The sequence below is a fragment of the Bacteriovorax sp. Seq25_V genome, assembly GCF_000447795.1.
Lineage (GTDB): Bacteria > Bdellovibrionota > Bacteriovoracia > Bacteriovoracales > Bacteriovoracaceae > Halobacteriovorax_A.
Window position 1 is genome coordinate 133931 of sequence record NZ_AUNI01000011.1, and the last position, 22974, is coordinate 156904.

Here is a 22974-nt window from a genome sequence, read left to right on the forward strand (position 1 = left end):
TCTATATCGTAATATTAGCTAATTAAATTAGGGAAAGGAAAAGAAAAGCAGAGATTTTGCGACGAGTTATTAACTTAAGTAAAAATTGGATATTTTTTATATAAAAAACAAGTGGTTATGAACGAAATGACGCTTTCCGCATGGGATATAGAAACTGACATTTTGATTAAAATATAGGAAGATGAAATGCACACACACAACGTTTTTTAAGGATTATAAATGTCAGAACAAACTTCTTTTAGAGAAAGCCATCCAAACAGCTTTGTTCATCTTCACTTGCACACTCAATACTCTCTTTTAGATGGTGCAATTAGGTTAAAAGATTTAATCCCAAGAGCTCAAGAACTTGGTGTTCCGGCCATCGCACAAACAGATCATGGAAATATGTTTGGAGCGATTGATTTTTATAATCGTTGTCACGCAGCTGGAATAAAACCGATATTGGGTTCAGAAGTTTATTTTACTCCTGGCTCCCGTCACGATAGAAGTGCCGCAAAGAGAGCTAAGACTGTTGGCTCTCAGGATGCTGAGGAGTCTTCACGTCAAATTCACCACCTCATTCTTTTAGCAAAAAATAATACTGGTTATAAAAATTTATGTAAGCTTCTTTCTCGAGCTTATATGGAAGGGTTTTACTATAAGCCACGTACAGATATTGAACTTCTTCGAGAGTATTCAGAAGGACTGATTTGTACAACCGCATGTCTCAAAGGTGAGGTTGGTTATAACTTCTTCACTGGGCAAGATGAAAGAGCTGTTAGAGCAATTGAGAAGCTAAGTGAAATTTTTGGACCTGATGATTTCTATCTCGAGATTCAAGAAAATGGTATCCCTGAACAGAAAATTGTTAACGAAAAAGTAATTGATTTCGCTAGAAAAAATAATATTAAACTAGTGGCGACAAACGATGCTCACTATATGACTCCTGAAGATGCGACAGCGCAGGAAGTTCTTCTATGTATTCAGACAGGGAAGACATATGCTGACGAAAATCGAATGAGGATGACGACACAGGAGTTCTATTATAAGTCTCCTGAAGAAATGCGAGCTGCATTCCATTACTGTCCTGAGGCGTGTGATAATACTTTAGAAATCGCTGATAAATGTAATGTGACTTTGAAATGGACGGATGACACTGGTAAACAAATTTATCACCTTCCTGATTATCCAATTGATACAGGAGAGTCTCCTTCAGAATATTTTGCTCGAGTGGCAAAAGAAGGTCTTGAAGAAAGATTTGCTGGTCCACATTTTAGAAAGTTAGTTCAGCAAGATAATTGGGAAACTGAGCTTAAGCAACAGTACTATGACCGTCTTCAATATGAAGTAGATATGATTAATCAGATGGGCTTCCCTGGGTACTTTCTTATCGTTGCTGACTTCATTCAATGGTCTCTTCGAAATGGAATTCCTGTTGGACCTGGACGTGGTTCTGGGGCGGGGTCTTTGGCAGCATACTCGTTGAAAATTACGAATATTGATCCGCTTCCATATAATCTTCTCTTTGAAAGATTCATCAACCCTGAACGTATCTCGATGCCTGACTTCGATGTTGACTTCTGTCAAAGTGGTCGTCAAAGAGTTATCGAATATGTGACTCATAAATATGGTGAAGATAAAGTAGGACAGATCATTACTTTCGGAAAGCTTCAAGCTAAGGCCGTTGTAAAAGACGTTGCCCGTGTATTTGATCTTTCATTTGCTGAAGCAAATATGATTTCAAAATTAATTCCAGATGAGATAGGAATTAGTTTAGAAAAAGCAATTGATACGGAACCAAAACTTCAAGAGCTCATTGAAACAGATCAAAAAATTAAGCAGATCTTTACGATCGCAAGAAGGCTCGAAGGATTATACCGTCACGCAGGTATCCACGCTGCAGGCGTTGTTATTACAAATGAGCCGCTTGTTGAGTACTGTCCACTTTTTAAAGGTGCGAAGGGCGAAAAAGTTATACAGTTTGATAAAGACTTTGGAGAGATGATTGGTCTTGTTAAGTTTGACTTCCTCGGTCTTAAAACATTAACAGTTATTGATCACGCTCAAAAATTTGTAAGAAGAGATTGTGACGAAGTTTTTGATATTGAAAAGATTGATTACGAAGATAAGAAAGTTTTCGATTTCATTGGAGACGGACACACGACAGGAGTATTCCAGTTAGAATCTTCGGGGATGATTGACCTTTGTAAGAGAATTCAACCAGACTCTATTGATGATATTACCGCAATTAACGCTCTTTATAGACCAGGTCCGATGGGATCAGGGATGCATGATGAGTTTGTTGAAATCAAGCACGGTAGAAAGCCTGAGACTTATTTATTTGAAGAGTTGAGACCTATTTTAAAAGATACTTACGGAATTATTATTTACCAAGAGCAGGTAATGAATATTGCCCGTACAATTGCCGGTTACTCACTTGGACAAGCGGATATGCTTAGACGAGCGATGGGGAAAAAGAAAGCAAGTGAAATGGAAAAGCACAAGCAGATTTTCTTGGCCGGAGCGAAAGAGAGAAACTACGATCTTGAAAAGGCCGAGTATCTTTATGACCTTATGGCGAAGTTTGCTGAGTATGGTTTCAATAAGTCTCATGCGGTTGCTTATTCTTATATTTCGTATCAAACTGCATTTTTAAAGCACTACTATCCAGCACAATTCTTTGCAGGCCTATTAAGTACGGAACTTTCAAATACTGAAAAGATTACTATTTATATCAATGACGCCAAAAATTATGGCATCAGTGTTCTCGCTCCATGTGTTAACGAATCTCTTTGGTTATTCAACGTAGTTGAAGGAAATATTCGTTTTGGTATGGGAGCAATCAAAGGTGTTGGTGAAGCAGCTGTTGATGAGATGATACGTGAAAGAGAAGAAAATGGCCCATATACAGGGTTCGTTGATTTTTGCGAAAGAGTAAATCTTAAAAATATTAACAAGAGAGTTCTTGAAGCACTAATTAAAGTTGGTGCCTTCAAAGATTGTGAACAAAAGTTAAATCGTAAGACGATGCTTGAGAATATGGAGATGATTGTTTCTTATGCCAATAAGAAGCAAGAAGAAAAACTTCTAGGGCAAGTAAACCTCTTTGATATGGGTGGTGATGATGTTGCAGCAATGAATGGTGCTGACATGCTTGATATCCACCATGTTGATGACTTCGATGATAGAGAAAAACTTCTCTATGAAGCTGAGTTGATGGGTATTTATGTTTCTGGTCATCCTCTTGATCGTTATCAGGGAGTTATTGAGCAGATGGCATCAATGCCAATTTCACAAATTCAATCTTTCGATGGTCAAGGTAAGAGAGATATGATTCTTGCCGGAATGATCGTTGAGAAGAAAGATATTATGACCAAGAAAGGGGATCGCATGTGTTTTGCAACCCTTGAAGATTTAACAGGAAAGATTGAGTGTATTGTTTTCCCTAAGACTTATGCTGAGTTTGCAGAGTTCTTAAGTACAGATGAACCGATTATCTTGACTGGTCAAGTCAACCTTTCGGAGGAGCCTCGTAAGTTTTTTCCATCAAAAATTCAAAAACTTAAGGAAGAAGCTGAACAAAGGGTTACCTCAGTTCGAATTAATGTTAAAATGGATGGAGTAAATCTAAGTCGAATCGACAGATTGAAACAGATTTTATTAGGTTACCGTGGAAGTGTACCCCTTCACTTGGTTTTTGAAAATGAACTGGGTCGAGCGAGAATTCCATTAGGAGATAGCTTTCTTGTTAACCCTACGCCACAGATGGCCGCGAAGGTGAATGAGATTCTTGATGATAACGCAGTAAGATTTGTTGTCGATGGGAGACTAGAAGAAGTAGTTGTTAACCAATAAAATTAAATAATTCATCATCTAAGGAAGGATATGAAACGTATAGTTATACTTTTATTACTAGTATTAAATGTCTACGCAGCGAAGTCTCTTGAAGGAGAGGGGAAGTTCATTGCTCATGATAATGACTCTCTTGAATTTATCAAGAAGCAGTTACTTTCAGACGCATTCAAGAAAGTTATTGATAACGAACTAAAGGCTATGGGGCTTGATTATGTTACTTTCTGGCAAAACTACGAGCAAAAATTCAATGAGCATTTTAAAGAAATTGAAGAGACAGTGGAGCAGAAGTATACAGCTCCAGAGGGGCAATCTCTTTCTCGCCAAGAACTAGAAAAAAAGAGTGAAGAACTAAGAGATAAAAGACTTACTTCGAAAGCAAAGTTTGGTCGTCTTTCACGTGTTATCAAGTCTTATTCAATTACAAAAATGTCTAAGTCAGTTCGAGTACCGAATTCTCATTATATTAACATTACTGCACAAGTTGATAGAAAAGACTTAACAGATATCTACTACCGCTTTATTGGTGTTTCAAAATTTAGAGACCTGAAAAAAGTCTACCTCGATATTTCTTATAATCTTATTGATACAAATTGGCTTGAGTTAGGTGTTGAGACAGAGACAGATTTTACCAATGTTGTAGCAGACCATTGGAAAAAAAATTTAGAAGGTCAACTCAGTTCAGTTGTAACAAATGGAATTGAGATTGCTGATGATAGTCTGAAGGCGACAGTTAAAGAGAGACTCAAAAAGTCACGTCTTGTGCTCCTTGCAGAAAAGTCTTCTGGAATATCATCTAGTGATGATTTAGAAGATTCTCTCTATATTACAATTGAAGTTAATATTAGAAAGACAAATCTTGATGCTGAGCTTGGAAAGATTAGCTTAAACTTCCAAGGCGGCTTTGTTATCACAGACCTAAAAGATAATGGAGTTATTGCTCACTATGACTTTACGCCTGAAAAATCAGTGTTTGATACAACGGAACAACATAAATTAAATTCAAGTATTGCAAGTACTGTATACCGTCTTCCTTCTCTAAAGTTTTCACAGATTAGAAAGATTGTTGAAGAGAGTGTTAAGAACAATCAAATCATAGAGATCGTTCTTAAAAACACGAACACCATCAATGAGGCAATTTCTTTTGCTCAGAAATTAAAAGAGAAGGGCCTACTTCTTTATATGAATACAGATATCGCTGAAGCAGTAGGGAAGGATGTTAAAATTGAAGTAACTTTTTCTGGTGCACGTGCGAAGGCGATTGAAATTCTTGGAAAAATGGTTTCTGAAAAGTTATCTGATACAAGAATTGTTACTAAAGACAATATGCTTCCATTTGTTTTTAATATTGTAAGTCTAGACGGTGGTAATGGGTCTGAAGTAAAGGCCGAAAATTCATCTAACGGAAATTAATTATGCTAAAAAAAATTACATTTGTTTTATCACTTATCTTTCTTGCCTCATGCGCAACTGATGTTGTTGACAGGACAAACCACGGAAAGAGACCACTTTCAACACCTAAACAGTATTTTAATGGTGTAAAAAAGCGAATTGCTCTTGTTGGTTTCTTTAATGAATCTCCATATGGGGGAGAGGATTTAGCGATAACTGCAACCGAAGAGCTTAGAAGGGAATTATCGCGAGTAGGACAATTTATCATTGATAATCAGGCTTCTCGAATCTTTGGTTCTTCGAAAGAAATTTATGCTGGTGGTGGTGTAAAGTTAGTTCAGATGGCAAGAAGAGCAAAAGACTCTGGTCTTAACTTTGTTGTCTTTGGTCGAGTGATTGAGGCTCGTATTAGAGAGAAAACAGATGAGATTGGAGTCGTGAGACAGACGAAGGCATACACGGAGTCTAAAGTAGAAATTAGAATCTTTGATGTGAATGCTAATAAGGAAATTTTTACAGAAACAGTTAGAGGTTATGCTGATGATAGTAGTTTTAGATTCTTTGTAGCCGATCAAGAATCTAAACTAGAATATCGCCGTGACCTTCTTAGGTATGTTGTAAAGATTGCGGTCAGAAAATCAATTCCACAAATTGTTAATCTCGCCCAGAAACTTGAATGGGTCGGGAGAGTTGCAAAAATTATTGGTACAAAAATTTACATTAACGCTGGTCGCTCAGCAGGAGTTAATATTGGAGACATTCTTAAAGTTGTGACAGAGGGAGTCGAAATTTATGATCCTGAAACAGGGGCACTTATGGGCGTATCAAAAGGTGAAATCAAAGGAACTATAGAAATTATCGATTTTGTTGGTGGAGATGCTTCAATTGCTGTTCTTCATTCGGGAGGCTCAGTCGCGGAAGGTGACTTTGTTCAGTTGTACTAATGTATAAAATCTTAAAAAAGATTCTCTTTTCAATGGATGCAGAGGTTGCTCATGAAGCGATTATAAACCTCTGCCACTATTATCCACACTTTGCCGAATTTCTTGGGCGTAAGCATAAGGCGACAGATAATTTTAAATTGAGGGTAGGCTCAAATGACTGGACTTTTCCTGTTGGACTAGCTGCTGGTTTAGATAAGAACGGATCTTGTTACCCTTTCTTGTCACACCTTGGATTTGGAGCGGTTGAAGTGGGGACAGTTACTCCCTTAGCGCAGGCAGGAAATGAAAGGCCACGACTCTTTCGTATCGTAGAGGAGGAGTCCCTTAGAAACTCTATGGGGTTTAATAATCATGGCAGTGGCCAAATGATGGCGAGCCTTAAAAGACTTAACTTAAGACATGTTCCACTTGGGGTAAATATTGGCAAGAATAAGCAGACTCCTGATGATTTAGCATTTGAAGACTATGCTAAGCTTTTTGAATGCTTCAAAGATCTCTGCGATTATACTGTTATTAATGTTTCATCTCCCAATACTCCAGGTTTAAGGTCCCATCAAACCACTGAAGGACTAGAGCAAATTATAGGGGGACTCGGAGACTTCAAGGGCCATGACCTCTTCGTGAAAATTGCTCCAGATATTGATTCAGAGCAATTGAGAGAAATTTGTGAAGTTGCTAAGAAATATCAATTAACTGGAATTATCGCTACTAACACAACGGCCATGCCTGAAGTCGGTGCTGGTGGTGTTTCTGGAAAGATGCTTTTTGAAAAGTCGAAGCAAGTGAGGCTTAAATGTCTTGAATACCTTCGTGAAACACCTGAGGTTAATCTTATTGGGGTTGGGGGATTTTCAAGCTTTGAGCAAATGAAGGATTATTGGAAAGAAGGTGGACGTGCTATTCAGATTTATAGTTCCTTTATTTTTAAAGGGCCTCAAATGCTAAGAGAGCTTGAGGGCCAACTTGAAGCTGAGTTTGGCATCTATGATGTAAAAAACTTTGAAGAATATCTGCTAGCGATTAGGGATTAGAAATGGAAAATACTTTTTTTGATGAGTCCTTTTTAGAGAGACCTGTAAATCTTGATGAAGCGAAAAAAGAATTAATCAATCTAAAACAACGACTTGAAAAAGAAAAAGACTCTTTACGAATAATAGAAATAAATTTAGATATTGGTCGGGTTTCTCGAGTATTAAACCTTTTAGAAGATGCTGAAAATAGTCTTCTTTGTGCTCATGAAGAAGCGAAAAAGTATAAGTATGCAGATATTTTCTTTAGCTCTGCTAAAGAACTTGGCATTCTATATTGTATTCAAAAGCGTTATACTAAGAGTGATGATTATCTATCAAAGTGTGTGAAAATTTCTTCTAAAGCAAAACAGTATAAGGATCAATTGGCCAAGGTTTTTTTATATTTGGCCATCAGCAAGAAAGATCAAAGGCAGTCAAGCTACGCAACAGAATATACTCAAAACGCCATCGAACTCTCTATCGAAATGGGGAAGCTCGATTTACTCGAAGTATGTAAGAGGTTTCTTCACTCTATTTAATTACAGATCGTTTTGTATGTTATGGAAGCACCTTTGTTTTTTTTAAGGTTAACATTGAAAGCATTGATGATTTTATCGCTTTTTTCTGAGCAAATACTATCAAAAGCTTTTTTAGCTTCTTCTTTATCTATATCTAGATATTCGATTTTTTCGATAATTTCAATCTTGGTATATCCACTTGCATTCTTTAATTCACTATTTAGACTCGATAGAAAAGTATCCCGAAGGTACGGGTCTTGCTTTGTGACCTCATCAAGCATGGCATAGAAAGTTCCTTTAACCTCTTCTTGAATATTATTAGAAAAATTAAAAAGTTTTACGATATCAGCTTGCTCTTGATATCTATTGAGATAAAGCTTAAGTGCATTCTCTTGTACAAAATTATTTTGGCTTTTGAATATTGTTTCAAAATCAAGGTCATCAATATTATAGTCAAAAATATTGGACTCTGTAGAAACTAAGTAGAGAAGTTTTAAATTTCTAGCTAAAACCTTATCGGCAACAGTATTTTTAGGATCAAAATAGCCGTCTTTATCAGCGGACATAGAGCAAAAGTCTGTAAGGCAGTCAGTGATTTGTTTAATCAACTCTTTGGCGTTTGAATAGATTGAAGTGGGAGCTTGTTTTGCAAAGAATTCTTCTTCTGATTTAGAAAAATCGATTACTTCGTCAAAATATACTGATTCGGACATTTCTTTCTTTATTGAAGCCTTGAGACTTGTAATATCACTTTTATTCGGAGCTGGAGTGAGGTCGGGTTCTGCTAATTTTTTCGTTGTTTCAATTTTTTCTTCTTTAGAAGGTTGTTCAACAATCTCCTTATTATCTTTATTTTTTTGTAAGTAAATAATTGAACCAATTATTAAAATGATTACCAGAACTGATGTGATTTTCTTGTTCATATTACCGTCCATAATGGAAGTTTGTAACCTCCATTATGATCGGAATATTATTGCTTTTCAAGTGAAAGACTTAAGATTTTAATATAGCCTGTACTTTTGAGTGCGTTTTGCCATCAGCATTACCTTCGTTGAAATTATTGATAATTTCATCGATTGCATCTTTAACTTCTTTTGAAGTCTCAAATGAAATACTATCTGTGTATCCAACACTCTTCTTGTCTAGGAATCCGTTAACTTTTTCAAGATTGTTTTTGAAGTGAAAGTCTGGATGTCTTTTAATCATTTTGATTTCATTTTCAAGTTGTGTCACTTTCTCTTGATACTTTTGTTTCTTACTGCGACTTGAGACGAACCTAATTTTTCTCGTTAGTTTAGAAGATTCCTTCTCCAGCTCTGCCAGCTTATTAATATCATCGATACGACATGATTTTGATACCTGGCCTTGGTTGTACTTTCCTGACCATGTCGCGCGAATAAGCTTGTTTAGGTCTACTTTTCCGCCAGTCATAACACATGACATCGCCTTTTTAGAGTTTGTACTATCGTAATAGAGCTTTTTAAATCCAGCATGAATAAAATTTAATCCGTAATCAAATGTTTTATCAATTGATTCGTAGTACTTTTTACCAATGAAATTATCAAAGTGCCATCTCAGTGATAGTTGAACTGGACCTATATCTGTCCCATCTCCACCTCGGATAATTTGTCTAATAATTTGATCTTCTTTTACGTCGCTACATTCAACAATAAACGGATTTTCTCCGCCTTTAAGATATTTTTTGAAGTGCCTGTAGTTCGATGGACTTTCTGTATTGGCTATAGACTCTTTCTTTTCTTGCAACTTAATATGTGTATAGTCATCAACAAGAATATTTCTAAGCTTTTCGAAATTTTCAATGTCACTTTCTTTTAAGATTTCAAGCTGTCTTTTTTCTTCTTCACTAGCAAATTCAGACTCTAGATTTACCTGAACATTCTCAAAGATTTTCTTCTTTGTTTGTTGGAACATGATATCACCAGAATTGGCAGGTTCATAACAAAGTCCTTTCTCATCTTTTGTTTCACGGAAACTCATATAGAGACCTTCATGGAGAGGGAAGGTTAGAGAGAGCATCATAAAAGCATTATAAGCTTCATGATCACCATACTCGAGATACTTCTTTGCAATTTTATGGGCCGAAGTAATCAGTGACTTCATATATTCAGTTCCATAACTATTTCGTTCAGCTTCTGTATTTACCCAAATAGGAGCCTGTAGGTCGACATTTCTGTTAACCGTATAAAACATCTTATCCATCCACTTCACACGCGCAGGTGCTTCGCTTGCTTGCGCCATGTTTACAAGTAAAATTGTGGAAAGTATTGCCGATCTTAATGGTCTCATTTTCTTCTCCAAATAAAATGAATTTTTAGCAAAATACCTTAGTTTTTAACGCTTTGCATTAAAAACAGGGCTTCGTGTAATAAATACCTGACCTAAGTGCTCGTTTTTACTTTTATTTTTCTAAGATAGGTCGCTTAAATGTCGATATAGTGGGCATGAAGAAAATACTACTACCACTATTTGTAATGTTTATTTGTAATCAATCTTTTGCTCAGAATAAGACTCCTGACTATTGGAAATGTAATAACAAATCCGGTGGATCGTGGAATTTTGGTAGAGCACCTAGTGTCTGTGATGTTGATCAATTTATAGATCCCGGATATGTCAGTGCGGAGTACGGCCCTGCTATCTTTGATGATGCTAAAGAAGTTACAGAAGAGCGTGCTCGTTATATGTCAGAGGTTTACGGTCTTATCAAAGATACTGCCCGCTACTATATTGAATCTCGTAAACCAGATGTTAGTGAAGAAGAGGTTCAACAATTCATTCATGCTGCTTATGCGATTGGACATCAAGAAAGTTACTGGAGTCACTATAGAATACCGTCTAATAGAAGATACCAGTATATGAGAGGTGATTATGGGCATGGACATGGAATGTTTCAGGTCGATGATCGCTGGCACTTTACGGCAATCAATCAAGGCCGTGGTGCAAATTTAATTCTCAACATGATTTACTCTCTTGAGGAATACTACGATGCTTGGCAAAGAGCACCTTCTATGAGCTGTGTTAATGGTGAAGCAGATTGGAGGGCCAGAGCGAGAGCTGCTTATAGTGCTTACAATGGCGGAGCTTCAAGAATTTGTCGTTTCACGAATCCAAAAGATAAGTGGGCACGAAACGACGAGGGATTTAGATTAAAATACGATGATCGATCATGGGAGAGGTATGTTGATGACCTCGATCGTGAAGGTTATTTAAATATTGAGTGTGCTTTTAATGAAGGTGAAAACTGTAAAAAAGGTGAAAATAGTGTTCTTCCGCGTGAACATATTATTTATCGTTCTTCAAAATATGGGTCATGTGTTTATAAGAAAGATTCTGAAGAATTCTTTTGTTCGACAGCTAATGAATCTTGCTTGTTTACGAAGGTAAATGGAGCCGATTCAACATCATATGCTGTTGGTGTTTTTAAAGATATCTGGGATGAGTTTCAAGTTTCTGAAGTTAGTAAAGAGGGGATCTGTTCTGAGATTGATGGTCTTTATTCGAGAGGTGCAAAAGTTGAAGTTCTAAAGAATATTAATGTGAGAAAAACTCCTGCAGGTGAAAAAATTGGTGTTATTAATAGTGGCTCGGTTACTCAAGTCATTGGTCTTGATATCTCTCATCCAATTACCCAGGATCGCTACTATAAAATTGTGTTTGGAAAGAGTGTTGGTTACATCTTTGCTGGAAGTAAAAGCGATTATGCTGCCTGGGCCAAGATTTCTCAAAAAGCATTTTCTTATCAATTGTTTGCAACTGCTGGGCAATACGTTAAGGCAAGTGATGGACATAAGTCAGTTGATGATCAACAAGTTGAACTCGAAGAGGGGAAATCATATCTAGTACTAGATGTTCACATTGATGGAGAAGCGTTAGTTTATAAACTTGAAGCTGATGGGATTGAGGCAACATTCTATGCGGGGAATTTAGAAGCAGAAAATACGTCTGACTTCTTTACTCTATCTGAAAAGCCAAGTGACAGTAATGGGGATGATGATGAAGTTAAAGATCCTGTTCCTCCTGCTCAACCAAAAGTGAGATATGGACGTTTAAGTAAAAGTATTTGGTGGAAGAAGACTTACTCTTGTCCTGCAACGTCATGTTCGAAAGGACCAACATTTAAAGGTCCAAAACTAACAAGTAGTAAGCTTGAGATCAAAGAAGAGAAGTACGGTTGGTATAAAGCAACTCAAAAGGGTAAGACGGGTTGGATTCAATCGAAGTATGTTTATCTATTTAACTAGGGATATGAATGAATAAAGTAACGTATGGATTAGTTTTATTTTCCGCTGTTGTTGGATATATGTTTTTCTTTCCTGGTTCGAAGGAGTCAGTTGGTAGTCTTTTAGACTACAGAAATCCTTACTCTCGAAAACCAGCAAGTTTATCAGCTCCACAAGAAGTTGTCGAAACTGAAAGTGTCGATAAGACAAAACTTCAGATTAAACTCTCAAAGCTTTATACACTGAAGGACTGTTATACAAGTGATTGTGATATTGCAAGTAATGATGCCAGAGAGTATGAATTAACAATTGGTTCAAAACTCAAAAAAGAGCTTCTATCTTTTTATGAAGAAGTGCTAAAAAGTGGTAAAGTTTCGTCTGAAATTGAAGATGTTGCTTTAGAGTTTCTTGCAATAAATGATGGTCACGTTAAAGAAGCAGCCCTTCTTCTCCTAAGTACACAACCACCAACTCAAGTCGCACTAAATGGCATCATTGATAATGTTCTTGATTATCATGATCCAAATCTTATTGGTCTTGCTCTGATTGAGTTAGAAAAATACAAGAGTGAAGAATACAATCTGCAAATAAAAGAAAGCTTTGTGAGAAATTTCAGAGAGGGAAGCTTACTTGTAAAAGAAGCTCTCGCAAAAGGAATCTATAAGTTTGTTAACCATGAAAGTAGATCTCAATATGAGAATATTCTCAACAATCTTCCAAAAAATTCGAGAGTAAGGAAAAATCTAAAGGCTTCCTTGGAAAGATATGATTATCGCTCAAAACTATAATTCATAAGGTATAGCAGTGTCGACCTTAACTTCTTTGGGAGTCACACTGCATCGATATACCAGTATCTCAACACCAATCTCTTTTGCTTCTTTTAATAGTCTTGCATACTCTGGATCAATTTCCTTGGCAGGTTTAAACCTTGAAACATCCTCGCGTTGGATAATATAAAGCATGCAGGCTCGTTCTCCACCTTTAACAATTTCCATCAGTTCGTTTAGATGCTTTTGTCCACGTTCAGTTACTGCATCTGGAAATGTTGCAAGATCCGATTCACTCTTCATTGAAACATTCTTAACTTCAACGAAGCATCTATTAGTCATTTCTTCATTATCAGCTTGATCATAGAGCAGGATATCGATTCGACTTTTTCCAATTTTATATTCAGGTTTAAGCTTATCAAATCCCTGAAGCTCTTTTATTTTTCCATTCTCGATGGCTTCAATGGCCAGAGAATTTGTGACACTTGTATTTACTCCAATTAGAGATGAACCATTATTTGTGAGTTCAAGGCTGTATTTTAATTTTCTCTTAGGATTATCGTGAAAGCTAATAAGAGCGTTCCAGCCAGGTTCAAGACACGTCTTCATACTACCCGTGTTCGCAGTGTGAATAGTGATAACATCATCCTTCTTGTGTTCTAAATGATCCTGTTCGAGTATCGCATCAACTAAGAAACGTTTATACCTTTTTATCACTTTTACTTTAATCAGTTCATTTTCAAATTTCATATTCAAAGATTACTAAAAAACTCGGTGAATTTCTAGTAATCATCCTTAAAAATCAACCGATTAGTGTTAATATATAGGTTGTGGAGAATTAATTAATGTCAAAGATTTTGCTTATTTCAGATAATGAAGTTTTAAATTCACTCTATAGTGTGAATCTAAAAATCTATGCTGGGCTTGAGTGTGAGGTAAAAAATTCACTTGAGGAGATTGTAGATATCATTGAATCAGAAAGCTTTGACTACAAGATGGTTATATCTCTATGTATGATTGGGGATCAGGACACAGCATTGCTCGTGTATCACTATCTTGTTGAAAATGATCGTGAATCCATTCCATTAATTGTTATGGGAAAACAAAGTGAAGTTCCAACAGAGGTACAACAACTTGGGAACCTCTTTGATGTGAAGTCCCTGATTGGTGAGGTTGCGAGTAGTTTGAATATTACTGCCCAAGATATGGCAAGAAGGGAAGTTCCCGATTTCTATCCAATGCCAATACGCCTTTTCTTTCCTTTGAGAAATGCTCCCTGTAATACTTTTTATTCCGTAAGATCAGCTAATGGTGAAAATGAGTATCTCACAATCTTTCAGGAGAATGAGGGTATTTGGCCAAAGATTAGAAGTTATCTCGATGAAGGAGTCCATGTCCTCTATGTCGAAGCTAAGAATCGTTTTACTCTAGCAAAAATTGTTACGACTCAACTTATTGACGACATGAATGGACTTAGTGAGAGAAGTGAAACTAGTGAGAAACTTGATAAAGTAGAACTTGGAATTGAAACTGTTGCAGAACAGATATTCGATGGCGAGATGACAAAAGAGATCGTCAAACTTTCAACTCAATGTATGGAAACACTTTCAGAAGTCATGAATGAGCTTCCTGATTTAAAGGGACTTCTTCGTGATCTAACAAGTAATAAATCTGGATTCTTGTATAGTCATTCTGTTATTGCTGGTTTTGTGGCAACTCATATCCTTGATAATATCGAATGGGGTGGAGAGTCCCATAAAGAAAAATTAAAATTCGTTTTATTTTTCCACGATATGCACTTAGTAAGTGTTTATAAAAAATATCCTGATTTAATGTATGAGGAGAACTTGATATTTGATGCTCGACTTTCTGAGGAAGAAAAAGAAATTGTTATCTCTCATGCAAATGAAGCCGCAGATGCCATTAAGAGATTTCCAAAATGTCCAATGGGCGTTGATACAATTATCAGACAGCACCATGGTACAGCTAATGGACTAGGTTTTGCTACGACATACAAAGATGATATTTCACCTCTTGCTAAGGTTCTTATTATCGCGGAGGCATTTACTGAGGAGCTTCTTAAAAACCTACACAGTGGGAACAAAGTCGACATTCCTGTGATTGTGGATGAACTCTGTGAAAAATTTCCAAAGCATACCTATGTAAAGATTGCAAAAGAACTACTTAATCTTAAATTATAGTTCTTTGTAATGCTTGGATTGGTTCTTTGAAGTTTCCTTGATTATAAATAATCTTCACTTCTCTAAAAATATTTAGTAGGGCACCTTGCTCTTTTCCTGAATTACAAAGTTTCGTAATGAAATTATTGGCCAGGATAAAAGTACAAGAGTGAGCTGTCAGTTTATTTGTACTGAGCTTACTTGGAAAACCATCTCCCTTGGGTCTTTCATGATGTTGAGCGATAATAAAGTCAGCATCTGGGTAAGTGCTAAATTGCCTTGCTATCTCCGCTGCTTTTAACGGGTGATCCCTAAATTCTTGTTGCTCTGTCTCTGTGAACATTGGAAGACTTGGGTCTTCTAGACTTGTAATCTTTGATAGATCATCATTTTTTAACATCGAATCATAGAGTAGGGATGCTAGTCCTAGTTTCTTTCTGGAAGTTTCACTGGCCCATCCAAGTGCAGTTAGAATTGATTCAGAAAGATAAAGAGTCATAATCGCTTGCTCTGCTAAGTCTGCGTGAGCAGTAGGAAAGAATTGAATAATATTTTTGAACTTCTTATGCTCCAGGATAACGTCGCGAGTTGCCGCGATAACAGCATCACATAATTTTGTTAGAGTATCTGAGACACCAACAGTCTGAACGTACTGATGAATAATCAGGATAGAACGAATTTGATTCGAAATCGTTTTCTTTGCACCTAGTCTCTGACTTGATTCGAAAATAGTGAGAAGCTTTTCGATCCCGTCTTCGAGAAATTTAAGATATTCATTCTTTCTAAGATAGAGATATTTAATATTTTTTTTGGCGTAAGAGTTTATCTCACTGTGAACATATCGCTTATTTGCTGAAATTATCTTTATGTATTTTGTTGAAGTTAGCTCGAGGAAAACATCATATGGAACAGAGTCAAAAAGGTAGAAATTTCTAAGCTTCATCGGAAGTAGTTCTTCTTTATCAATCTCCTCGATAGACTTCTCAAACTCCTCGTTCTTGGCCCAGTCGATGGCCTTCTTGATTTTCTCTTTAAAGAGTGGAACTTCTATTGGTTTTAGAATGATGTGATTCATTTCACTTGTTTCATAGAGCTCTGGAGCAATTCGGTCATTGACGTGAACCTTGTCACCAATAAATACAACAGGTCTCTCTCCTGCTACAGAGAGGAGACTTTTTGTAATTTTTGATGGGTCTTCTTCTTTGAGGCCGGCCTCCATTAGAATTAGAGCGAAAGGTCCCTCGTAGCTAATATATTCCATCGCGTCAGCACCATCGATGACGCAAACTAGTTCTACTTTAGGAAAATGAGACGCAAAAAGATTACGAATAAAATTCCATTCTTCTTTATCATCACATACATATAAGGCTTTCATTGGCACTCCCGAGGGAATATTATCTATTCTAACTTGACCGAGGGCTAGAATTTAAGTTAAGTATCTGAAATATTATACATTCGAAATAGGATAATTGACCAGATGCCAACAAACTCTGCCTCATTCTCAACTAAAGATTTAATAAATAAAATCGTTGTAGCTACAAGAAATTGCAATGGTATTGAACGAGTTTTTCATGGAAGGGGTAATGTTTATAAGGGGTTTGAGCACCTGACAATCGATTTATACCCCCCTGTTTTGTATATCCGTTCATTTAAGCATGATATAAATTTAGAAGAAGTCTTTATTTCCTCCTTACTTTTGGAGCTTGAAGGACAAAAGATTGTTTATCACGACCGTGAGAAGCAACAGTTTGGTTTTCATAATATAGGTGTGGATGAAGCGTCTCACTTTACGTCCGAAGAGTTGGGTTTGAAGTATTTGATTAAGCTTGGAGAGAATCAGAATTTAGGATTTTTTCCTGACATGACTTTGATGAGAAAGTGGCTCTTTAAAAACAAAGATGTACTTAAGGGCAAAAAAGTTTTGAATCTGTTTAGTTACACATGCTCAATTTCGGTAGTAGCAAAAGCATGTGAGGCCTCTCAGGTTCACAATGTTGATTTGAGTAGCAGTTTTTTGAATTGGGGAAGAGAAAATCACCGTCTTAATTTTGAAAATATTGATGGGATATTTTTTCACAAGAAGGATATTTTGAAGTCACTTACATGGCTTTCAAAGAAAGGACCTTATTCTTTAGTTTTCTTCGATCCTCCTTCATTTCAAAAAGGTAGTTTTGATTATAAGAAAGATTATGTGAAGGTTTTAAGAAGAGCTGAGGACCTTGTCGAAGTGGGAGGGTACTTTGTCTCATGCTTAAATACACCTTTTGAAAGACACGATTTTATTTTAGATACTTTTAAAACCGTTAGTGAGTCATTTGAATTAGAAGAAGTTCTCTACTCACCAAATGAATTTGAAGAAGTTGATAAAGAAAATGGCGTTAAGATTTGTATTTTTAAACGAACCAAGTAGAGAAATATGTTAAATGCGCTTCTTGAAATTCAAAATTGCTTTAAGTCTTATAAGAATATTCATTCTGCCTTTGAGTCTTCTTGTAAGCATATGGGAGAATTTCTCGATGCACATCGGATTGTAATTTTTGATCGTCGATTCGATGAAGAACGTGATGAAGCTTATATTTCTTTCTATCATGAGTGGGCTGATGTTGGGCGACCTCTGCGATACTCAACAAATCAAGTACCGAGACGCTTATATCTCGATGACATTTACAAGGCATATAATCAAATTGCTGTAGAATCGTTCTTTGTTTTGTATCCAGACCGTCTTAATAAAAAAGTAGATCCTACATTAAGAGAATTTTATCGTGATTCAGATATTAAATCTGTCTTAATTCTACCAATTATTGTTCACAACGAAATTTGGGGAAGCTTTACTGTTCACGATTTAGATATTGAAAGAGACTTTGAAGCTGATGGAACAGTTCAAAGAGCAGTTTATTTAGCCGGAGAGATTAGCTCATTCATTGAAAGAGTACGTCAATATAACAAAAGGGTGCTTACTCAGCTCGATGATCACTCTTATAGAATGGAGTCACTGGGACGAATGGCCGCAAGTATTGCTCACGAAATTAATAATCCTATTTTCTTGATTGGTGGCTTTGCTACACGTATTGAACAAATTTTTGAAGAAGGTGATGTTGAGAAAAAAAGTGAAGAAGTTCTACGCTGTCTTGATCTCATCCAAAAAAGTTGTAAGAAGACTTCGAATATCATCGAAGGTCTAAGACTGATGTCGAGACCAACAAAGCGAGATGAGTTAGAGGTTTGTGATCTAAAAGATATTATCAATAGAACAGTTGATATCTCAAAAGAGCGATTACAATTTGATAAAATTGAAATAATTAAAGAGTTTAATGATGATCAAGAGTTCTTGGTTGAATGTAAGCCTGGCCAGCTGTCACAAGTACTTACTAACTTAGTTAACAATAGTTTCGATTCATTAATTGAAAAAGATATTAAACGTTGGATAAAGATTGAATGCACAAAAACAGACTCTTGTGTGAAGCTCTCCTTTACTGACGCAGGACAAAGACCAAGTGATGATATTATAAAAAATATGATCGAACCCTTTTATACAACTAAACCTCCAGGGAAGGGAACTGGCCTAGGTCTGAGCCTCTGTAAAGAGATCATAAAAAGATTTAATGGGAATTTTGATGTTGATAGGACTTCAGAGTTCATGAAGTTTGATATAGAATTACCACTAATAAGTTTTGATGAAGACGAATAAAAGAGGTTGGGCTTGAAAGATTTATTAGTTGGCATGCTTGATGTTGGATGTTTAAAAATATCTCCAAAAAAGCCATTCACCTATACTTCTGGACTCAAAGGGCCATTATATTGTGACAATCGTCTCATTCCATCCCACCCACATCTTAGAAAACTAGTCGCCAAAGGTTTCTCTGATTTAATAGATAAAAACCATTTAGAATATGACCATATTTCCGGTGTAGCAACCGCGGGAATTACTCATGCAGCTTTCTTAGCCGAATATAGAAATGAACCAATGTGTTACATTCGCAGCAAGCCTAAGGGACATGGCCTGTCAAAAATAGTTGAGGGTGATGTTAAAGAGAGTGCAAATCTACTTTTAGTTGAAGATCTTGTGAATCAGGGAGCTAGTCTTGAGGCTGTAATTCTCCAACTAAGGGAACATGGCTACAAAGTAAGCTCGGCGCTTAGCATTGTTGACTATCAAACTCCTAAAGCGCAGAAATTACTCAGGAATTTAAAAGTTGACCTTTTTTCTCTAATTAATTTTTCCGAGCTTGCCGAAATGGCATTAAGTGAAAAAATTGTTGATGAAGAGGGATATGATCTTTTGAAAAGCTGGCATGCAGACCCTGAGAATTGGGCCCTGTAAAATGCTGGTTAGACGCATCTCGCTCGACATTCTAACTATTTAGGTATAGATAATAGATGTCACTTAACAATCTATTGTTACTTTAACTCAAAAACATTGAGATAATTATATTATTTTGTATACGGAGGTTATATGTCTGATAACGCGAAACTCGAAATCAAAGGTAACACTTATGAGCTTCCAGTAATTACTGGTACAGAAGGTGAAACTGCGATCGATATTACAACACTGAGAGCGAAATCTGGTGTTATTACAATTGATAATGGGTTTATGAATACTGGTTCTTGTAAATCAGCGATTACTTTTCTTGATGGAGAAAAAGGAATCCTAAGATACCGTGGTTACCCAATTGAGCAACTTGCTGAGAGTTCTAACTTTGTTGAAACTTCATACTTACTATTTAATGGTGAGCTTCCAACTAAAGCTGAGCATGATGCATTCTACTCAAAGATCTCTAGTTTTTCTTCACTACCAAGTGGAGTAAAAAATATTCTTAATCAATTCCCTGCAACTGCTCACCCAATGGGTGTTCTTTCTGCAACGATCTCTGCACTAAGTGGATTCTACCCAGAATATTTAACAGCAGAAGCGACAGAAGAAATTAAGAATAAGTCGATTGCACAACTTATGGCACAAGTTAAAATCATCATGGCTAACTTCTATAGAAAAACTATTGGAAAGGATCCTGTTGATTCTAATCCAGCTCTAGGTTACTCAAAAGATTTCCTAAATATGATGTTTGATAAAGAAATTGATGATGAAGTTGCTCACGCACTTGATACTCTTCTAATCCTACACGCAGACCACGAGCAAAACTGTTCTACATCTACTGTAAGAGTTGTTGGTTCAAGTCATGCAAACGTATTCGCATCTATTTCTGGTGGTGTTGATGCTCTTTGGGGTCAATTACACGGTGGTGCTAATCAGGCCGTTCTTGAAATGCTTGACGAGATTAAGAATGATGGTGGTGACTATAAGAAATTTATCAACAAAGCAAAAGATAAAGATGATAGCTTCAGACTTATGGGATTTGGACATAGAGTTTATAAGAACTTTGATCCAAGAGCTAAGATCATTAAGAAAGCTTGTGATGTTGTTCTTGAAAAACTTAATGTTCAAGATCCACTTCTTGCAATTGCGAGAGGACTTGAAGAGGAAGCTCTTAAAGATGAGTACTTTGTACAAAGAAATCTATATCCAAACGTAGACTTCTATTCAGGGATTATCTATAAGGCGCTTGGAATTCCAACAAACATGTTTACAGCAATGTTCGTTCTTGGAAGACTTCCTGGTTGGTTATCTCAGTGGAAAGAACTAAGAGAAGATACAACTGGTAAAATTGCAAGACCTCGTCAAATTTACGTTGGTGAGAACGAAAGAAACTACAAAAAAATCTCAGACAGATAATTAAAACTAAGGGCCTCATTTGAGGCCCTTGTTCTTAGTGGTGACATGAAGGGCTTGTATGCTTAGTTATGATGTAATTAAAGATCACCTCATTGAAAAAATTTCAGAAAATGAGATTGTAAAAAATCTTAAGAAAATCTCTTTTACCTTCACTCAGGGGCGAGACAAAATCCAAAAGATTTATGAATCCCGTGCAATGGTTGCAAGTTATGCTTGCTTCTATCTGCCAACAAATGCTCAGAAAATGAATTTCTTCTTAGAACGTGTTTCTGAAAATATTCTCGCTGAAATTAAAGAAAGTATTGTCGTTGAGCTTGGAACAGGGCCTGGAACATATCTACTTGCCTTGATGGATACACTTGGTCCTGAACTCACTACTTTTTTTGGAATTGATCACAATCCTTTAATGTTGGAACAGGCCCAAAAGCTGCAACAGGAGCTATTTCCTACAGCTGATGCTTATTGGAGAGAGGATATTCCAAGTCTACCTAAAGATAAGAAGGTTACTCTTATTTTTGGAAACTCATTAAATGAGATGGGATCAGCTTTAGCTTTTAGGTTGATAGATAGAATTAATCCTACAAGCATTATATTTATTGAGCCTGGAACCAAGCAATCATTCCATGAGACATCAAAACTTAGAACGATACTGATCAAGGAAAAATTCAATATCATTTATCCATGTCAAAGTAGTGATGAGTGTCCAATAATAAAGAATAAGCTTGATGATTGGTGTCACCAGGTAGTTAGGACATCGCTTGACCCATCAACTCTTCGTCTATCACAGCTTGTCAGTCTTGATCGCACTGTGATGCCTGCAATTATTCATTTCTATAGCAGGGAAGTTGTACGAGAGGATCAGTCAGGATTGATAATGCGTCTTTTAAAAAGTGTTAAACATGCATTCTTCTGGGAAGTTTGTACTCTTGTTGATGGAGAGTTGAGACTACAGGAAATAGAAGTTCCTAAGAAACTTTTTACTAAGAGTGAACTGAAGGCACTTTCTAAAATGAGTACAGGGTTTAATATAGAATTTAGTGTTGATAAAGTTTTAGGTGATGGAACAATTAGGGCCGGTAAAGTTGTTTTAAAATAATTCTCCTCATATGTCTTTCGACTATTCGACCCTCTCAAGCTCGCATCCGCTTCGCTTGTCAGGGTTGCTCGGTATCAATTAGCTTCCTGCTGAGACTCAACGTCGGCTTCGGCTCCTGCCTCCCGCCGACATACCGTCCATCCTGGACATAAAAAAAGGGACTGAAATCAGTCCCTTCATTATAAGATATTGATTGAAATAACTTAAATAAATTATTTCTTCCCAAGACTTGCGTAGCTTGTACCAAATTTCTTTCTAAATTTATCAATTCTTCCTTCTGTATCAAGGATTTTAGTTTTCCCTGTGAAGAATGGGTGAGAAGCACTAGAAATATCAAGTTTTACTAGTGGATACTCTTTACCTTGGTAAGTTGCAGTTAAATCTGTAGCGATTGTTGATCTTGTTACAATTTCAAAGTCAGAAGAAACGTCTTGGAAAAGAACTTCTCTGTACTCTGGGTGGATACCTTTTTTCATTTTTATACCTCTTGTCTTGGCATTGACAGTTACAATGCTTCATTATTTAAAATTTAAGTCCATGCAATTTCGCTGATTTTGAGCGAAAAGTCAAGGATTAATGGGCCTCACAGCTTGAACAGCCACCCTCTTTCTGGGTTGGATCCATGAAAGTCCAGTGCCCATAAGTCGTATTCATAAATAAAATTGCTTCATCAAGGGCCTTGAAGTCTTTTTGGAAAACTTCCTTTTCTTCAAGATCGAGAACCGTGGCACTGTAAACAAACTCAATGTCGTCCCCTTTAGGTACCCCTGTGAAGGAGATAAGGGCCTTGAAAAACTCGCTGTTGTAGTAGCTAAAGTTCCAATTGGTTAATGACATGTTATTTGTGCTGTTCATAGTGAAATTTTTATCAGTTTAGGCTTGCCATGGCAAATGAATTCAGTTAGATTTGTTAATCTCAAACAGAGTAAGAATTTTAGTTAGCAAATATAATATTTTAAATTGGAGGATGTTGTGGCTAAAGGACCAAGAGTTGTAATCACGTTAGAGTGTACAGAAGCTAGAAAAATTGGGAAAACACCATCTCGTTACACTACGACTAAGAACAAAAAAACAAACCCTGAAAGACTTGAAATTAAGAAGTACAACCCATTCTTAAGAAAACATACAATTCACAAAGAAATTAAGTAATTTAGTTTTTTTCTGAATATTTCAGATTTGAGTGACCTCTCTTTCTAGGAGAGGTTTTTTTTCGTCTTTTCAGTAAGTTATCCACATAATATTACTCAACAATTTCTTTCGTTTGCCGATG

Annotated in this window: 20 protein-coding genes; 14 read left to right on the forward strand and 6 right to left on the reverse strand. The window is 36.4% G+C overall.

From position 1 onward, the window contains the following. Positions 1-219 precede the first annotated feature (219 nt). From dnaE to M900_RS05740, 5 genes are read left to right on the forward strand one after another with little or no spacing between them, the layout of a single operon-like run. Positions 220-3834 (forward strand): DNA polymerase III subunit alpha, encoded by a 3615-nt coding sequence (dnaE, locus tag M900_RS05720; protein WP_021273851.1) that lies wholly within the window; start codon positions 220-222, stop codon positions 3832-3834. 30 nt (positions 3835-3864) lie between these two features. Beyond that, a complete protein-coding gene (locus tag M900_RS05725) occupies positions 3865-5244 on the forward strand; it encodes a hypothetical protein (protein ID WP_021273836.1) in 1380 nt (459 codons plus the stop codon). Positions 5245-5246: 2 nt separating this feature from the next. Further along, the gene (locus tag M900_RS05730) at positions 5247-6167 is read left to right on the forward strand and encodes a hypothetical protein (protein ID WP_021273917.1); all 921 of its coding nucleotides are present in this window, start codon (positions 5247-5249) and stop codon (positions 6165-6167) included. After that, positions 6167-7198 (forward strand): quinone-dependent dihydroorotate dehydrogenase, encoded by a 1032-nt coding sequence (locus tag M900_RS05735; protein WP_021273830.1) that lies wholly within the window; start codon positions 6167-6169, stop codon positions 7196-7198. Before M900_RS05730 ends, M900_RS05735 begins: the two co-directional genes overlap by 1 nt. A 2-nt stretch (positions 7199-7200) precedes the next feature. Then, positions 7201-7716, forward strand: coding sequence for a hypothetical protein (locus M900_RS05740; RefSeq protein WP_021273800.1), 516 nt, complete (start codon positions 7201-7203; stop codon positions 7714-7716). Here M900_RS05740 and M900_RS05745 read toward each other — a convergent pair. Further along, the gene (locus tag M900_RS05745) at positions 7713-8618 is read right to left on the reverse strand and encodes a hypothetical protein (RefSeq protein ID WP_021273922.1); all 906 of its coding nucleotides are present in this window, start codon (positions 8616-8618) and stop codon (positions 7713-7715) included. The two genes, M900_RS05740 and M900_RS05745, sit on opposite strands and share 4 nt — an antisense overlap. 70 nt (positions 8619-8688) lie before the next feature. After that, a complete protein-coding gene (locus tag M900_RS05750) occupies positions 8689-10002 on the reverse strand; it encodes a hypothetical protein (protein WP_021273893.1) in 1314 nt (437 codons plus the stop codon). A gap of 155 nt (positions 10003-10157) precedes the next feature. Between M900_RS05750 and M900_RS05755 the strand changes: the two genes are divergently transcribed. Both M900_RS05755 and M900_RS05760 read left to right on the forward strand, forming a co-directional pair. After that, entirely contained in the window at positions 10158-11954 is a 1797-nt protein-coding gene (locus M900_RS05755; RefSeq protein ID WP_021273930.1) for a hypothetical protein, read from the forward strand. A gap of 8 nt (positions 11955-11962) precedes the next feature. Further along, the gene (locus M900_RS05760) at positions 11963-12721 is read left to right on the forward strand and encodes a hypothetical protein (RefSeq protein ID WP_021273919.1); all 759 of its coding nucleotides are present in this window, start codon (positions 11963-11965) and stop codon (positions 12719-12721) included. Here the strand turns inward: M900_RS05760 and sfsA are convergent. Continuing rightward, on the reverse strand, positions 12716-13450 hold the full coding sequence (gene sfsA / locus M900_RS05765; RefSeq protein ID WP_021273898.1) for a DNA/RNA nuclease SfsA: 735 nt from the start codon (positions 13448-13450) through the stop codon (positions 12716-12718). The two genes, M900_RS05760 and sfsA, sit on opposite strands and share 6 nt — an antisense overlap. Positions 13451-13545: 95 nt before the next feature. Between sfsA and M900_RS05770 the strand changes: the two genes are divergently transcribed. Continuing rightward, a complete protein-coding gene (locus M900_RS05770) occupies positions 13546-14901 on the forward strand; it encodes a metal-dependent phosphohydrolase (RefSeq protein ID WP_021273944.1) in 1356 nt (451 codons plus the stop codon). On the opposite strand, the gene M900_RS05775 is transcribed toward M900_RS05770, so the two are convergent. Then, on the reverse strand, positions 14891-16255 hold the full coding sequence (locus M900_RS05775; RefSeq protein ID WP_021273809.1) for an HD domain-containing phosphohydrolase: 1365 nt from the start codon (positions 16253-16255) through the stop codon (positions 14891-14893). The genes M900_RS05770 and M900_RS05775 overlap by 11 nt on opposite strands. A gap of 102 nt (positions 16256-16357) precedes the next feature. Here M900_RS05775 and M900_RS05780 point away from each other — a divergent pair, with 102 nt between their 5' ends. The 5 genes from M900_RS05780 (at position 16358) to M900_RS05800 (ending at position 21704) form a co-directional block, all read left to right on the forward strand. After that, positions 16358-17290, forward strand: coding sequence for a class I SAM-dependent methyltransferase (locus M900_RS05780; RefSeq protein ID WP_021273949.1), 933 nt, complete (start codon positions 16358-16360; stop codon positions 17288-17290). Between the two features lie 6 nt (positions 17291-17296). Beyond that, the gene (locus M900_RS05785; RefSeq protein WP_021273812.1) at positions 17297-18568 is read left to right on the forward strand and encodes a sensor histidine kinase; all 1272 of its coding nucleotides are present in this window, start codon (positions 17297-17299) and stop codon (positions 18566-18568) included. 12 nt (positions 18569-18580) lie between these two features. Beyond that, the gene (gene pyrE / locus M900_RS05790; RefSeq protein WP_021273875.1) at positions 18581-19201 is read left to right on the forward strand and encodes an orotate phosphoribosyltransferase; all 621 of its coding nucleotides are present in this window, start codon (positions 18581-18583) and stop codon (positions 19199-19201) included. 132 nt (positions 19202-19333) lie between these two features. Further along, positions 19334-20608, forward strand: coding sequence for a citrate synthase (locus M900_RS05795; RefSeq protein ID WP_021273843.1), 1275 nt, complete (start codon positions 19334-19336; stop codon positions 20606-20608). Positions 20609-20666: 58 nt separating this feature from the next. Further along, entirely contained in the window at positions 20667-21704 is a 1038-nt protein-coding gene (locus M900_RS05800) for a small ribosomal subunit Rsm22 family protein (protein WP_021273940.1), read from the forward strand. A gap of 212 nt (positions 21705-21916) precedes the next feature. On the opposite strand, the gene M900_RS05805 is transcribed toward M900_RS05800, so the two are convergent. After that, complete coding sequence (locus M900_RS05805; protein ID WP_021273871.1) at positions 21917-22180, reverse strand: type B 50S ribosomal protein L31; 264 nt, start codon at positions 22178-22180, stop codon at positions 21917-21919. A gap of 97 nt (positions 22181-22277) precedes the next feature. After that, positions 22278-22559 (reverse strand): hypothetical protein, encoded by a 282-nt coding sequence (locus M900_RS05810; protein ID WP_198295949.1) that lies wholly within the window; start codon positions 22557-22559, stop codon positions 22278-22280. Between the two features lie 117 nt (positions 22560-22676). Here M900_RS05810 and rpmG point away from each other — a divergent pair, with 117 nt between their 5' ends. Beyond that, complete coding sequence (gene rpmG, locus M900_RS05815; RefSeq protein WP_021273896.1) at positions 22677-22853, forward strand: 50S ribosomal protein L33; 177 nt, start codon at positions 22677-22679, stop codon at positions 22851-22853. Positions 22854-22974: the final 121 nt, after the last annotated feature.

What these genes read in the sequence shown, in the direction of transcription:
- dnaE (WP_021273851.1), top strand. Translation starts at nt 220, where the DNA reads ATGTCAGAACAAACTTCTTTTAGAGAAAGCCATCCAAACAGCTTTGTT.
- M900_RS05725 (WP_021273836.1), top strand. Translation starts at nt 3,865, where the DNA reads ATGAAACGTATAGTTATACTTTTATTACTAGTATTAAATGTCTACGCA.
- M900_RS05730 (WP_021273917.1), top strand. Translation starts at nt 5,247, where the DNA reads ATGCTAAAAAAAATTACATTTGTTTTATCACTTATCTTTCTTGCCTCA.
- M900_RS05735 (WP_021273830.1), top strand. Translation starts at nt 6,167, where the DNA reads ATGTATAAAATCTTAAAAAAGATTCTCTTTTCAATGGATGCAGAGGTT.
- M900_RS05740 (WP_021273800.1), top strand. Translation starts at nt 7,201, where the DNA reads ATGGAAAATACTTTTTTTGATGAGTCCTTTTTAGAGAGACCTGTAAAT.
- M900_RS05745 (WP_021273922.1), bottom strand. Translation starts at nt 8,618, where the DNA reads ATGAACAAGAAAATCACATCAGTTCTGGTAATCATTTTAATAATTGGT.
- M900_RS05750 (WP_021273893.1), bottom strand. Translation starts at nt 10,002, where the DNA reads ATGAGACCATTAAGATCGGCAATACTTTCCACAATTTTACTTGTAAAC.
- M900_RS05755 (WP_021273930.1), top strand. Translation starts at nt 10,158, where the DNA reads ATGAAGAAAATACTACTACCACTATTTGTAATGTTTATTTGTAATCAA.
- M900_RS05760 (WP_021273919.1), top strand. Translation starts at nt 11,963, where the DNA reads ATGAATAAAGTAACGTATGGATTAGTTTTATTTTCCGCTGTTGTTGGA.
- sfsA (WP_021273898.1), bottom strand. Translation starts at nt 13,450, where the DNA reads ATGAAATTTGAAAATGAACTGATTAAAGTAAAAGTGATAAAAAGGTAT.
- M900_RS05770 (WP_021273944.1), top strand. Translation starts at nt 13,546, where the DNA reads ATGTCAAAGATTTTGCTTATTTCAGATAATGAAGTTTTAAATTCACTC.
- M900_RS05775 (WP_021273809.1), bottom strand. Translation starts at nt 16,255, where the DNA reads ATGAAAGCCTTATATGTATGTGATGATAAAGAAGAATGGAATTTTATT.
- M900_RS05780 (WP_021273949.1), top strand. Translation starts at nt 16,358, where the DNA reads ATGCCAACAAACTCTGCCTCATTCTCAACTAAAGATTTAATAAATAAA.
- M900_RS05785 (WP_021273812.1), top strand. Translation starts at nt 17,297, where the DNA reads ATGTTAAATGCGCTTCTTGAAATTCAAAATTGCTTTAAGTCTTATAAG.
- M900_RS05795 (WP_021273843.1), top strand. Translation starts at nt 19,334, where the DNA reads ATGTCTGATAACGCGAAACTCGAAATCAAAGGTAACACTTATGAGCTT.
- M900_RS05800 (WP_021273940.1), top strand. Translation starts at nt 20,667, where the DNA reads ATGCTTAGTTATGATGTAATTAAAGATCACCTCATTGAAAAAATTTCA.
- M900_RS05805 (WP_021273871.1), bottom strand. Translation starts at nt 22,180, where the DNA reads ATGAAAAAAGGTATCCACCCAGAGTACAGAGAAGTTCTTTTCCAAGAC.
- M900_RS05810 (WP_198295949.1), bottom strand. Translation starts at nt 22,559, where the DNA reads ATGAACAGCACAAATAACATGTCATTAACCAATTGGAACTTTAGCTAC.